The sequence below is a fragment of the Cupriavidus sp. HMR-1 genome (assembly GCF_000319775.1).
GTDB classification, from domain to species: Bacteria; Pseudomonadota; Gammaproteobacteria; order Burkholderiales; family Burkholderiaceae; genus Cupriavidus; species Cupriavidus metallidurans.
Genome location: NZ_ANKP01000224.1, coordinates 15,938 through 29,375, shown reverse-complemented (window position 1 = coordinate 29,375; position 13,438 = coordinate 15,938). Strand labels below are relative to the sequence as shown.

The window sequence follows — 13,438 nt, the reverse complement described above, 5'->3', positions numbered from 1 at the left end:
CGACCGGTGCCTGCGCGGGCGCCGCCCGGGCTGGCGCTGGAGCCGGAGCCGGTGTTGCATCAGGCGTGGCCGCCTGCACCACCGTGGTCGGGGAGAAAGTCTGGTTGGACGGCTTGGCGCCGGCCGGATCCAGCAGGAACGTGTATGCCCGCGTGACCTTGCCGCTGGACCAGCTCATGTCGACCAGAATGTCCACGAACGGCTCGCTGAGCGGCTGGTTCGAGCGGACGGTCGCAACATAGCTGCCGTTCGGGCGCTGCTGCACATCGAGCTTGACGCTCGAGATGGCTGGCAGGTACGTCAGCCCTGCACGCGCATAGGCGGACGGCGGGGCAAGCTTGACAGCCAAACTGCCCGCTTCCTCGGCCGACACGCCGGTGATATCGATTTCGGCCTGGAGCGGCTGCCCCAGGTTGGACTGTACCCGTAGTTGCCCGAACCCCGCGGCATACGCGGCCGGCTGAACAAGCAGCAGGCCGAGAGCCGTGACGGCCAGCGTTGACCAGCGCTGACGGACATTAGGCGCATCTTTCCGGCGATGTAGGCTCACACTCACCTCGTGCTCCGTTATGTTTTTAGTAGCAAAAGTTAACCCGACCCCAAAACGCATGGCAGGCAGCGCGGTACCGGTTCCAATCGAATATCTGCCCGGACGCACATCACTTCCCGTCACCTCGCATCCCGGACGCAGGGTGACGCTGACCCCGTTGGCCTAGCTCATGCCGGCTGTATTGTGACGCAACCCCGGGGAAAATAGCCACCCGGATGCAACAACGCCGCGCTGTGGCGCGGCGTTGCAGGCAAAGCAGCAGATTCTGTTGCCTCGCTGCAACGATGCGGCAAGGCAATTTCGGGAATCAACCCTCGATCAGAATGCGCAGCATACGGCGCAGCGGCTCGGCGGCGCCCCAGAGCAACTGGTCGCCAACGGTGAACGCCGAGAGGTATTCGCCGCCCATCTGCATCTTGCGCAGGCGACCGACCGGAATCGTCAGCGTGCCGGTCACGGCGGCCGGCGTCAGGTCCTTCATGCTGGCCTCACGCGTATTCGGCACCACCTTGGCCCACTGGTTGTTGGCGGCCAGCATGCCTTCGATCTCGTCCAGCGGCACGTCCTTGCGGAGCTTGATCGTCAGCGCCTGCGAGTGGCAGCGCATCGCGCCGATCCGCACGCACAGGCCATCCACGGCGATCGGGCTGGCGCCGGTGGCGCCCAGGAAGCCTTCGCCACGACCCAGAATCTTGTTGGTCTCGGCGCCGCCCTTCCATTCCTCGCGCGACACGCCGTTACCGAGGTCCTTGTCGATCCAGGGGATCAGGTTCCCGGCCAGCGGCACGCCGAACTGCTTGGTTTCGTCGGCAGACAGGCCGTGCTGGGTCGACAGGATCTGTCGGTCGATCTCCAGGATGGCCGAGGCCGGATTGTCCAGCAGCGGCTTGACCGCGGCGTTCAGCGTGCCGAACTGGGTCAGCAGCTCGCGCATATGCTGGGCGCCACCGCCGGAAGCAGCCTGGTACGTCATCGAGGTCATCCACTCGACCAGGTCATGCTCGAACAGGCCACCCAGGCCCATCAGCATGCAGCTCACGGTGCAATTGCCACCGATGAAATTCTTGACGCCCTTCTTCAGCGCGTCCTTGATCACACCCATGTTCACCGGATCGAGCACGATGATCGCGTCGTCCTTCATGCGAAGCGACGATGCGGCGTCGATCCAGTAGCCATTCCAGCCGGCTGCGCGCAGGCGCGGGAAGACGTCGTTGGTGTAGTCGCCGCCCTGGGCGGTGAGCACCACGTCGCACTTCTTCAGCGCTTCGATGTCATTCGCGTCCTTCAGCGTGGTTTCATTCTTGGCCATGGCCGGAGCCTTGCCACCCGCGTTGGACGTGCTGAAGAAAATGGGTTCGAAGTGGTCGAAATCACCTTCTTCCTGCATGCGCTGCATCAGGACGCTGCCGACCATTCCTCGCCAACCGACGAGACCTACAATCATGACTTACCTCGGATGTGATGTGAACTTCCCCGCCATTTTCCTCGCCCGGCGTGGCTGCGCGGGGAAGACGGGCAGGCACGACGAACGATCTAGGGGATCGTTTTGGTAATCGTTTTAATCGTCGTGGTGGTCAGGCCGAGCGAATCCACGCCAATCGAGCCGCGCTTGGCGGTACGAGCAGCGAATGCAGTCAGAAGGGACTGGTGGAATCGGGCCATAGCAGGACAGTCTACACGAATTTGCGACAGCGCCGCAGGGGAAATAATGGGTGTTTTGTAGCTGCTGAAGGGCTTTCCCCCCTCTCCCACACGCGGGAGAGGGGGCGGGGGAGACGGTAATCGGCAACAAATTGCGAATTCGCATCTTGCACCGCCCGGCCATCCCCCGCAGCCCCGCTCCCGCCTTGCGGGAAAGGGGAGCAAACCACTCGGCGCCTGGCCTTATTACAGTGCCGCCAGCACCGCCTCGCCCATCTCGCGCGTGCCAACCTGCTTGCAGCCCGGCGTGATGATGTCGGCCGTGCGATAGCCCTGGGCCAGCACCTTCTTGACGGCGTTCTCGATGCGATCGGCCTGTTCGGCGCGGTTCAGCGAGTAGCGCAGCATCATCGCGGCGGAGAGGATCGTGGCCAGCGGATTCGCCACGCCCTTGCCGGCGATGTCAGGCGCCGAGCCGTGCGACGGCTCGTACAGACCCTTGTTGTTGGCATCGAGCGACGCCGACGGCAGCATGCCGATCGAACCGGTCAGCATCGCGGCCTCGTCGGACAGGATGTCACCGAACATGTTGCCAGTGACGATCACGTCGAAGCTCTTCGGTGCCTTGACGAGTTGCATCGCGGCGTTGTCCACGTACATGTGCGACAGCTCGACGTCCGGGTACTCCTTGCTGACGTCGATCACGATGTCTTTCCAGAACTGGAAAGTCTCGAGCACGTTGGCCTTGTCGACGCTGCACAGCTTCTTGCCACGCTTGGCTGCGGCCTGGAACGCCACATGCGCGATGCGGCGGACTTCCGGCTCGCTGTAGCGCATCGTGTCGAAGCCTTCGCGGGCGCCCTTGAACAGGCCATCCGGCGCCTCGCGCACACCGCGCGGCTGGCCGAAGTAGATGTCGCCGTTCAGTTCGCGCACGATCAGGATATCCAGGCCGGCCACCAGTTCGGGCTTCAGGCTCGATGCACCGGTCAGTTCCGGGTAGCAGATGGCCGGACGGAAGTTGGCGAACAGCTGCAGATGCTTGCGCAGGCCGAGAATGGCCTGCTCGGGACGCAGCGGACGCTCCAGGCTGTCGTACTTCCAGTCGCCCACAGCGCCAAACAGGATGGCGTCGGCTTCCTTGGCCAGCTTCAGCGTGTTGTCCGGCAGCGGATGGCCTTCGGCCTCGTAGCCAGCGCCGCCAACGGGCGCGGTTTCCATCTCGAACTTCTCGTCCAGTGCGTTGAGCACCTTGACAGCTTCGGCAACGATCTCGGGGCCAATGCCATCGCCCGGCAGAACTGCAATCTTCATCTTTCTGATCCTGTAGTTTGTCTTGCCTCAGCCAACCACGCGGTTGCCCAGCCACGGCATCTTCGTGAGGCGCTCGGCCTCATATGCCTTGATCTTGTCCTTGTGACGCAGCGTCAGGCCAATGTCGTCGAAGCCGTTCAACATGCAGTACTTGCGGAACGGGGCGATATCGAACGAGTAGTTGTCGCCGCCCGGCGTGACCACCACCTGGCGATCCAGATCGATCGTCAGCTTGTAGCCAGGGAACGCGTTGGTCTCGTTGAACAGGTGGTCGACCTGAAGGTCCGTCAGCACCACCGGCAGCAGGCCGTTCTTGTAGCAGTTGTTGAAGAAGATGTCGGCGAAGCTCGGCGCAATGACGGCACGGAAGCCGTATTGCGTGAGTGCCCACGGTGCGTGCTCGCGCGAGCTACCGCAACCGAAGTTGTTGCGCGCCAGCAGGATCGAAGCCCCTTGGTAACGCGGCTGATTCAGCACGAAGTCCGGGTTCAGCGGACGCTTGCTGTTGTCCTGACCCGGCTCGCCGACGTCCTTGTAGCGCCACTCGTCGAACAGGTTCGGGCCAAAGCCCGTGCGCTTGATCGACTTCAGAAACTGCTTCGGAATGATCGCGTCGGTATCGACGTTTTCACGATCGAGCGGCGCCACAAGGCCGCTGTGTACGGTGAACTTTTCCATGTGATGTCCTTACTTCTTCGTCGCCGCGCTCTCGAGCGAACGGCCCGCAGCCTGCGTGTCCTTGCCCAGGCCGGCCATGGTGTTGCAGCCGGCGATTTGCAGCATGCCCAGACATGCCAGCAGCGTGATCACGAACTTTTTCATATGTCTCAATGCCGATCGGCGCCGGCTCAACCGAGCTTGCGAATATCGACGAAGTGCCCCTCGATCGCAGCCGCGGCAGCCATCGCCGGGCTCAGCAGGTGCGTGCGGCCACCGGCGCCCTGACGGCCTTCGAAGTTGCGATTCGACGTCGACGCGCAGCGCTCGCCCGGATCCAGGCGGTCAGCGTTCATCGCCAGGCACATCGAGCACCCCGGCTCACGCCATTCGAAGCCGGCAGCCTTGAAGATCTTGTCCAGGCCTTCGCGCTCGGCCTGTTCCTTCACCAGACCGGAACCCGGCACCACCATCGCCAGCTTCACGTTCGACGCGACCTTGCGGCCCAGCTTCTGAACGACCCATGCGGCGGCACGCATATCTTCGATGCGGCTGTTGGTGCAGGACCCGATGAACACCTTGTCGATGTTGATCGACTCCATCGGCACATTCGGCTGCAGGCCCATGTACTCGAGCGCGCGCTCCATCGCGTTGCGCTTGTTCGAGTCCTTTTCCTTCTCCGGATCCGGAACGCGGTCCTCGATGCTGATGACCATTTCGGGCGACGTGCCCCAAGTCACCTGCGGACGGACTTCTTCGGCACGCAGCTCCACAACCTTGTCGAAGTGGGCGCCGGCATCCGAATGCAGCGTGCGCCAGTACGCCACGGCCTGGTCCCACTCCACGCCTTGCGGCGCGAATGGACGGTTCTTGACGTATTCGAGCGTGACATCGTCCACGGCCACCAGGCCGGCACGCGCGCCGGCTTCGATTGCCATGTTGCAGACGGTCATGCGGCCTTCCATCGTCAGGTCGCGAATGGCCGAGCCGGCGAACTCCATCGTGTAGCCCGTGCCGCCCGCCGTGCCGATCTTGCCGATGACGGCCAGCACGATGTCCTTGGCGGTGCAGCCGCGGGGCAGCTTGCCTTCCACCTTGATCAGCATGTTCTTGGCCTTCTTGCCCAGCAGCGTCTGGGTGGCCAGCACATGCTCCACTTCCGACGTGCCGATGCCGTGGGCCAGCGCGCCGAACGCGCCGTGCGTGCTGGTGTGCGAGTCACCGCAGACCACGGTCATGCCGGGCAGCGTGGCGCCCTGCTCCGGCCCGATCACGTGAACGATGCCCTGGCGGTGATCGTTCATCTTGAACTGGGTGATGCCATAGGCATCGCAGTTCAGGTCGAGCGTGTCCACCTGGAGCTTCGAGATCGGGTCGGCGATACCTTGCGAGCGGTCGGTGGTCGGCACGTTGTGATCCGACACGGCCAGGTTGGCGCTGATGCGCCAGACCGGACGCTCCGCCAGCTTTAGTCCTTCGAACGCCTGCGGGCTGGTCACTTCGTGAAGCAGGTGGCGATCGATGTAGAGCAGCGTGGTGCCGTCTTCCTCGACGTGGACGGTGTGGTCATCCCAGAGTTTGTCGTAGAGCGTCTTGGCCATGATGCGAGTGGCGAACCGTCCGCTCTGCCCATCCGGGGCAGCAGCGGCGCGGGTCCGCGCATTGGTTTGCAGGGGAATTGTTTTCCGGATGCCTTCGCGGGCAAGCAGGTATTTTGCTGCGATTCCGGCAAGGCCGGGGGATTGCTTGACATCGCAATCGATTATGCCATGTGGGCCGGCCGCCAGCGGGTCGGAGAGACCACCCGGGCGGCGGTCATTGGCGAAAGGGGGATTTCGCGGATGGCGAAGGGGCCTTTGACGTGGGCCAGCCCGCCTCCCCTCTCTCGCGGACGAGAGAGGGGAGAAACCAGCACCTTACCCGCCCAGATACGCCGCGCGGATGCGGTCGTTGGCCAGCAGGTTCTGTCCGGTATCGGCCAGCACCACCTTGCCGGTTTCCAGCACATAGCCCCGGTCGGCCACCTGCAGCGCCTTGTTGGCGTTCTGCTCGACCAGGAACACGGTGACGCCCTCATCACGAATCGTGCGAATAATGTCGAAGATCTGCGCGATGATCAGCGGGGCCAAGCCAAGCGTCGGCTCGTCCAGCAACAGCAGGCGCGGCTTGCTCATCAGCGCGCGGCCGATCGCCAGCATCTGCTGTTCACCACCCGACATCGTGCCAGCGCGCTGGCTAGCGCGCTGATTCAGACGCGGGAACAGCTTGAACACGTGCTCGATGCCCTCGTCGATCTCATGACGGCTGGCGAAGAACGCCCCCATCTTGAGGTTCTCCAGCACGGTCAGGCTCGGGAAGACACGGCGGCCTTCCGGCGAGATGGCCATGCCCATGCGCATGATCTCGTGCGTGTTGCGCCGCGTGATGTCCTGGCCCTCGAACGACACCCGGCCGCTGGACGCGCGCGGCGTGCCGCACACCGTCATCATCAGCGTGGTCTTGCCGGCCCCGTTGCTACCGATCAGCGTGACGATCTCGCCCTTGTTGACCTCGATCGACACACCCGACAGCGCCTCGACCGCGCCGTAGTGGGTATGGACGTTTTCCAGCTTCAGCATCAGTCCTCTCCCAGATAGGCCTTGATCACGCGCGGGTCGTTGCGCACTTCCTCGGGCTTGCCAACCATGATCGGCTTGCCGTGCTCCATCACCAGGATGCGATCGGACACGCCCATCACCAGGCTCATGTCGTGCTCGATCAGCAGCACCGAGATGTTGAACTCGCGACGCAGCTTGTCGATCAGCTGCTGCAGCTCGATCTTCTCCTGCGGATTCAGGCCCGCGGCCGGTTCGTCGAGCATCAGCAAGCGGGGCTTCGTGATCATGCAGCGTGCGATCTCGAGCCGGCGCTGATGGCCATACGACAACGTGCCCGCCTCGCGGTTGGCCACGCTGGTCAGGCCCATGCGCTCCAGCCATTCGGCGGCACGGCCCAGCGCCGCGCGCTCGGCGTGGCGATAGGCTGGCGTGGCCAGCAGCCCATGCAACAAACCTGCCTTCACCTGCAGGTGCTGCGCGACCATGAGGTTCTCCACCACGGTCAGCTGCTTGAACAGGCGAATGTTCTGGAATGTGCGCACCAGACCGCGGCGTGCAACCTGATGGCTCGGCAGACGCGCGATCGAGTGGCCGTCGAGCATGATCTCGCCGGCCGTGGGCTTGTAGAAACCGCCCACGCAGTTGAACACGGTGGTCTTGCCCGCGCCGTTCGGGCCGATGATGGCGAAGACCTCGTCACGACGCACATCGAACTCGATGCCGTCGACGGCCAGCAGACCGCCAAAGCGCATCTGCAGGCCGGATACTTTCAGCATTTCTGCGCTCATCGCGGCAACTCCACGTGGGGACGGCTTGCGGGCAGCAGGCCCTGCGGACGCCACATCATCATCAGCACCATCACCAGACCGAAAATCAGCATCCGGTACTCGGCGAAGTCACGCGCCACCTCGGGCAGCACGGTCAGCAGGATGGCAGCCAGGATCACGCCAAGCTGCGAACCCATGCCGCCGAGCACAACCACGGCCAGGATCAGCGCGGACTCGATGAACGTGAAGGATTCCGGATTGACCAACCCCTGGCGCGCCGCGAAGAACGCGCCGGCCAGACCGGCGAACGATGCACCCAGCGTGAACGCAGACAGCTTGATGCGCGTGGGATTCAGGCCCAGCGAGCGGCACGCGATCTCGTCCTCGCGCAGTGCCTCCCAGGCACGGCCCATCGGCATCCGGATCAGACGACTGGTCACGAACAGCGTGAAGCCCACCAGCAGCAGCCCGAGCAGGTACAGGAAGATCACCATGTGCTGGCCGGTATAGGGAATACCGATCAGGTCATTGAACGTCTTCGCCCCTTCCACGCTGGCGCTGCGTGCCAGTTCGATACCGAACACGGTCGGCTTCGGAATACCCGAGACGCCATCCGGACCGCCGGTCAGGCTGGTCAGGTTGTTCAGCAGCAGGCGAATGATTTCGCCGAAGCCCAGCGTCACGATGGCCAGGTAGTCACCACGCAGCCGGAGCACCGGGAAACCGAGCACGAAGCCGAACGTCGCGGCCAGACCAGCGGCCAGCGGCAGGCACTCCCAGAACGTCAGGCCGAAGTACTGGTTCAGCAGCGCGTAGGTGTAGCCACCCACGGCGTAGAAACCCACGTAGCCCAGGTCGAGCAGACCGGCAAAGCCCACCACGATGTTCAGGCCCAGGCCCAGGATCACGTAGATCAGCGCCAGCGTGGCCACGTCCACCGCGCCGCGTGAGCCGAGGAACGGAAACACCAGCCCCACGGCCAGCAGCAGCCACACCGCCCTGCGTTGCCGCTGCGCGCCCATCGCGGGCAGCGCCGGCAACTTCACGGCGCCGCGCGCGCGCATCAGCATCGGCTTGAACAACTGGAAGATGAACACCACGGCCACGGCGATCCATACCGGACGCCAGTGCGGCTCGAGCACCACCTTGTAGCCGTCGAGCTTCAGTTGCAGCCCGAGCAGCGGCACGGTCAGGATGGCCGTCAGCACGGCGGCCGTCACCGCGTTCTTCAGCGTGTCGGAGACCGACGTTTGCGGGACGGACGCCCGCGAAATCGAAGTCGCTTGAGTCATGTCGTCCTCCCCTTAGACCTTTTCCACGTCGGGCTTGCCGAGCAGGCCCGTGGGACGGAAGAGCAGCACCAGGACCAGCAGGCCGAACGCCACCACGTCCTTGTACTCGGCCGGCATGTAGCCGGAGGCGAAGGTTTCGGCCAGACCCAGCAGCACGCCGCCGAGCATGGCGCCCGGGATGCTGCCGATGCCGCCCAGCACCGCCGCCGTGAAGGCCTTGATGCCAGCGATGAAGCCAATGAATGGATTGAGCTTACCGATCGTCAGACCAATCAGCACGCCGCCCACGGCGGCCAGCATCGCGCCGAGCACGAACGTGAAGGAGATCACGCGGTTCGTGTCGATACCGAGCAGGTTAGCCATGCGCATGTCTTCCGCGCAGGCGCGGCAGGCGCGGCCCATGCGGGAATGGCCAATGAACAGCGTCAGCACGATCATCAGCACCAGCGTCACGCCCACGATGAGCAGCCGCGAATACGGCACGGTCACCGTGAAGTCGCTGCCCATCTGGAATTCGATCGCGCCAGAAATCAGGATGGGCACCGACACGTCGCGCGCGCCCTGCCCAATCTGGACATAGTTCTGCAGGAAGATCGACATGCCGATAGCCGAGATCAACGGCACCAGGCGCGGCCCGCCACGCAGGGGGCGATACGCCACGCGCTCGACGGCATAGCCGTAGCAGCCTGTCACGGCGACGGAGACGATCAGTGCCGCGCCAAGCACCAGCGGCAGCGGATAACCCGCCTGCGCGCCAATGGCGGTCAGCGTCACGAGACCCACGTACGCGCCGATCATGTAGATCTCGCCGTGGGCAAAGTTGATCATGCCGATGATGCCGTAGACCATCGTGTAGCCGATGGCGATCAACGCATAGATCGCACCCAGCGTCAGGCCGTTGACCAGCTGCTGAGTGAACTGTGGAAGAAATTCGTTCATGCGAGGGACCTTGTGGATCGGGAAGCCCGATGCGGGGAGTTGACCGCCGTCATGTGGCGATCCATCAACATCGAACCGATACCAAAACGCCCCGCTCGCCGGGTCGGGAGCGGGGCGTCTCGCCAGAATGGCGCCGGGATTTAGTTGGCGGCGGTCTTCGTGGCGTCCTTGTGCCACGTGTAGACGACGAACTTGAACGACTTCAGGTCGCCCTTCGCGTCATATTCAACCTTGCCGATCGGCGTGTTGAACGCGTTCTTGTGCATGTAAGCGGCAACCTTCGTCGGGTCCGTGCTCTTGGCGCCCGTGATGGCATCGCCAATGATCTTCACGGCGGCGTACGCGGGCATCTGGAACGGACCGTTCGGGTCACGCTTCTTGTCGGCGAAAGCCTTCACCAGGGCCGCATTGGCCGGATCGGCCGAGAAGTCGGCGGGCAGCGTCACCAGCATGCCTTCCGAAGCCGGGCCGGCGATGGCGGTCACGTCCTTGTTGCCAACGCCCTCGGGACCCATGAAGGTCGCCTTGACGCCCTGCTCACGCGCCTGGCGCAGCAGCAGGCCCATTTCCGGGTGGTAGCCACCGAAATAGACGAAGTCCACGCCTTGCGACTTCAGCTTGGTGATGACAGCGGAGTAGTCGGAATCACCGGCGTTGATGCCTTCGAAGACCGCCACGGGAATCTTGGCCGCTTCCAGATCCTTCTTCACCGAGCTGGCGATGCCCTGGCCGTACGACTGCTTGTCGTGCAGCACGGCAACCTTCTTCGGCTTGACCTTGTTGATGATGTACTGGGCGGCTGCCGGACCTTGCTGGTCGTCACGGCCGATCGTACGGAAGATGAAGTTGCGCTTCTTCGTTTCGGTCAGCTGCGGCGCGGTAGCCGACGGCGTGACCATCACGATGCCTTCGTTTTCGTAGATATCCGATGCCGGGATCGTTGAACCCGAGCACACGTGACCAATCACGTAGTGGATGCCCTGGCTCACGATCTTGTTGGCCACGGCCACAGCCTGCTTCGGTTCGCAAGCATCGTCCATCATGACGGCTTCGAACTTGTTGCCGTTGGCGCCGCCGGCGGCATTGATCTGTTCGATGGCGGTCAGGGCACCAGCCTTGACCATGTCGCCGTACTGGGCGACCGAGCCGCTCATCGGGCCGGCAATGGCGATCTTGATGGTTTCGGCGTTGGCCGAAGTAAAGGCAGCGAGGCCGGCAGTGGCAAGCACGGCGGCCATGGCAGTGGACGTGAGACGGGACAACGTCATCAGGAGCTCCTCGATTATGTATTGGTCATCCGGGCAGAGTCGGCATGACCGGCGCAATCGAACAACACCCGCGGGAATGCGCCGCCTGACGTGGCGAACGGTACGGCCCAGAGCGGAAGTCGGGCCTGCGGTGAAGAGTTGATGCTTGTGCGGGGCCCGGCATGTGTCGGCGCCCGCCAGACGACGGTCGCCAAAAGTTCGGAAAGACAACGTTGATGCGTTCTCTATTGCGCAAGCGCTTCGCCTGCCCCGCTTTCCAACACGGCTGGCCGGAAGGGTGGCCCGGCTGCCGGTCGGTAAAGCAGCCCGCATTATAAAGGGAAAGTTGCAACCAGATAGAGTGAAGTTCTTCGAATTTGGGGAAAACCCGACAACTTATGAAGACCGTTGCAACCCGCCGACGGCAGGATTCGCCGCCAAAAGCTGATTTCACAACAATTGTGCACAGCGGCATCTGTGGCGCGCCGGTTGCATTGGGCCACCTATGGCAACCGCAGGGCTAGCCCCCCCTACAAGGACATGAGATCGCGCGAGTCAATGATCGGCGCCAGCCTCAGGCTTGACCGCCGCGCTGCCCCGCTCTCTGCGGTGCAGCGCAACACGCAAGGCAAAAAAAACGCCCCGGCGGACCGGGGCGTTCTTCAGCTTGCGTGACAGCAACCAGATCAACGCTTGGCCAGATCCGGCACTTCGCGTGCGGCGGCGCCGTTGAACAGCTGGCGCGGACGACCGATCTTGTATTCCGGATCGGTGATCATCTCTTCCCACTGCGAGATCCAGCCCGGCGTGCGTGCCAGGGCGAAGATGCAGGTGAACAGCGAGGTCGGGATGCCCAGCGCGCGCTGCACGATACCCGAGTAGAAGTCCACGTTCGGGTACAGCTTGCGGCTGACGAAGTACTCGTCTTCCAGCGCGATCTTCTCGAGCTCCATGGCCAGCTTGAACAGCGGGTCGTTGTGCAGGCCCAGTTCGTTCAGCACTTCGTAGCAGGTCTCGCGCATCAGCTTGGCGCGCGGGTCGTAGTTCTTGTACACGCGGTGGCCAAAGCCCATCAGGCGCACGCCCGAGTTCTTGTCCTTGACCTGCTTGATGAACTCGCCGATGTTGTCGACGCTGCCGATTTCTTCCAGCATCTTCAGCGCGGCTTCGTTCGCGCCGCCGTGAGCCGGACCCCACAGGCAGGCCACGCCAGCGGCGATGGCTGCGAACGGGTTCGTGCCCGACGAACCTGCCAGACGCACGGTCGAGGTCGACGCGTTCTGCTCGTGGTCGGCGTGCAGGATGAAGATGCGGTCCAGCGCGCGCTCGAGCACCGGATTCACGGTGTACGGGGCGCACGGCGTGGCGAACATCATGCGCATGAAGTTGCCCGAGTAGGACAGGTCGTTCTGCGGGTAGATGTACGGCTGACCCATGGTGTACTTGTACGCCATGGCGACCAGGGTCGGCATCTTGGCGATCAGGCGGATGGCCGAGATCTCGCGCTGATGCGGATCATCGATGTCCATCGCGTCGTGGTAGAACGCGCTCATCGCGCCAACTAGGCCCGTCAGGACGGCCATCGGGTGCGCGTCACGGCGGAAGCCGCGCAGGAAGAACTGGAGCTGCTCGTGGACCATCGTGTGGTTCATCACCGAGTTCACGAACTCTTCCTTCTGCTTGGCGTTGGGCAGCTCGCCCTTCAGCAGCAGGTAGCAGGTCTCGAGGTGATCGCACTTCTGTGCCAGTTGCTCGATCGGGTAGCCACGGTACAGCAGTTCACCCTTGTCACCATCGATATAGGTGATCTTGGAGTTGCACGAAGCGGTCGACATGAACCCCGGGTCATAGGTGAACTTGCCGGTTTGTCCGTACAGCTTGCGAATGTCGATCACATCCGGGCCAACGGTGCCCTTGTAGATCGGCAGCTCAACGCTGGGGGAACCATCGGAAAACGATAGCGTGGCTTTCACATCGGACGGCGTCATGTCGGTTCCTTCAAATACTGTGAATAATAGTGTTGACCAAACTCAGACCGAACGCAGCAGGCTTACAACCCGTTGCATCGGGGGCGTGTCGAGCTCACCGTCCAGCTCCTTGCGGGCAAGCAGCAGGTCCATCAACTCGTTGTCGCCAAGCTCGAACAGCTCGCTCAGCGATGCCACGTCCTCGTCGGACAGGCTCTCCTCGTAACGGTTGAAAAAACGTTCGACGATGATGTCGTTCTCCAGAAGGCCGCGGCGGGCGCGCCAGCGTAGACGGGCACGTTTGTGCGGATCGGCCTGATGGGAGAAAGTGGTGGAAAGACTCATGGTCAGCCTTCTTGCGATCGGCGCGCCACCCGATTGATACCGCATCGGGCTGACGCGCCGCTTACTTCAACTACAGACTGTCTGTGTTCGTACGGATTCCGCCCGGTACGCACAAGGCAGTT

12 protein-coding genes and 1 pseudogene are annotated in these 13,438 nt (G+C 63.2%); all 13 read right to left on the bottom strand.

What is annotated here, in order from left to right:
- Positions 1-556: pseudogene (locus D769_RS21510) on the bottom strand (pilus assembly protein FimV); the annotation flags it as partial.
- Between the two features lie 301 nt (positions 557-857).
- Positions 858-1,994, bottom strand: coding sequence for an aspartate-semialdehyde dehydrogenase (gene asd, locus D769_RS21505; protein WP_008649390.1), 1,137 nt, complete (start codon positions 1,992-1,994; stop codon positions 858-860).
- Positions 1,995-2,437: 443 nt separating this feature from the next.
- Complete coding sequence (gene leuB / locus D769_RS21500; protein ID WP_008649389.1) at positions 2,438-3,505, bottom strand: 3-isopropylmalate dehydrogenase; 1,068 nt, start codon at positions 3,503-3,505, stop codon at positions 2,438-2,440.
- Positions 3,506-3,532: 27 nt separating this feature from the next.
- Complete coding sequence (leuD, locus tag D769_RS21495; RefSeq protein WP_008649387.1) at positions 3,533-4,183, bottom strand: 3-isopropylmalate dehydratase small subunit; 651 nt, start codon at positions 4,181-4,183, stop codon at positions 3,533-3,535.
- A 9-nt stretch (positions 4,184-4,192) separates the two neighbouring features.
- The gene (locus D769_RS21490) at positions 4,193-4,327 is read right to left on the bottom strand and encodes an entericidin A/B family lipoprotein (RefSeq protein ID WP_008649378.1); all 135 of its coding nucleotides are present in this window, start codon (positions 4,325-4,327) and stop codon (positions 4,193-4,195) included.
- 26 nt (positions 4,328-4,353) lie between these two features.
- On the bottom strand, positions 4,354-5,763 hold the full coding sequence (gene leuC, locus D769_RS21485; RefSeq protein ID WP_008649375.1) for a 3-isopropylmalate dehydratase large subunit: 1,410 nt from the start codon (positions 5,761-5,763) through the stop codon (positions 4,354-4,356).
- Between the two features lie 315 nt (positions 5,764-6,078).
- Entirely contained in the window at positions 6,079-6,780 is a 702-nt protein-coding gene (locus tag D769_RS21480) for an ABC transporter ATP-binding protein (protein ID WP_008649374.1), read from the bottom strand.
- On the bottom strand, positions 6,780-7,547 hold the full coding sequence (livG, locus tag D769_RS21475) for a high-affinity branched-chain amino acid ABC transporter ATP-binding protein LivG (protein WP_008649372.1): 768 nt from the start codon (positions 7,545-7,547) through the stop codon (positions 6,780-6,782). Before livG ends, D769_RS21480 begins: the two co-directional genes overlap by 1 nt.
- Complete coding sequence (locus D769_RS21470; protein ID WP_008649370.1) at positions 7,544-8,818, bottom strand: high-affinity branched-chain amino acid ABC transporter permease LivM; 1,275 nt, start codon at positions 8,816-8,818, stop codon at positions 7,544-7,546. Before D769_RS21470 ends, livG begins: the two co-directional genes overlap by 4 nt.
- 12 nt (positions 8,819-8,830) lie before the next feature.
- Entirely contained in the window at positions 8,831-9,757 is a 927-nt protein-coding gene (livH, locus tag D769_RS21465; RefSeq protein ID WP_008649368.1) for a high-affinity branched-chain amino acid ABC transporter permease LivH, read from the bottom strand.
- Between the two features lie 140 nt (positions 9,758-9,897).
- A complete protein-coding gene (locus D769_RS21460) occupies positions 9,898-11,025 on the bottom strand; it encodes a branched-chain amino acid ABC transporter substrate-binding protein (protein ID WP_008649366.1) in 1,128 nt (375 codons plus the stop codon).
- 665 nt (positions 11,026-11,690) lie between these two features.
- The gene (gltA, locus tag D769_RS21455) at positions 11,691-12,992 is read right to left on the bottom strand and encodes a citrate synthase (RefSeq protein WP_008649364.1); all 1,302 of its coding nucleotides are present in this window, start codon (positions 12,990-12,992) and stop codon (positions 11,691-11,693) included.
- A gap of 42 nt (positions 12,993-13,034) precedes the next feature.
- Entirely contained in the window at positions 13,035-13,322 is a 288-nt protein-coding gene (locus D769_RS21450; protein WP_035884902.1) for a succinate dehydrogenase assembly factor 2, read from the bottom strand.
- Between the last annotated feature and the right edge of the window lie 116 nt (positions 13,323-13,438).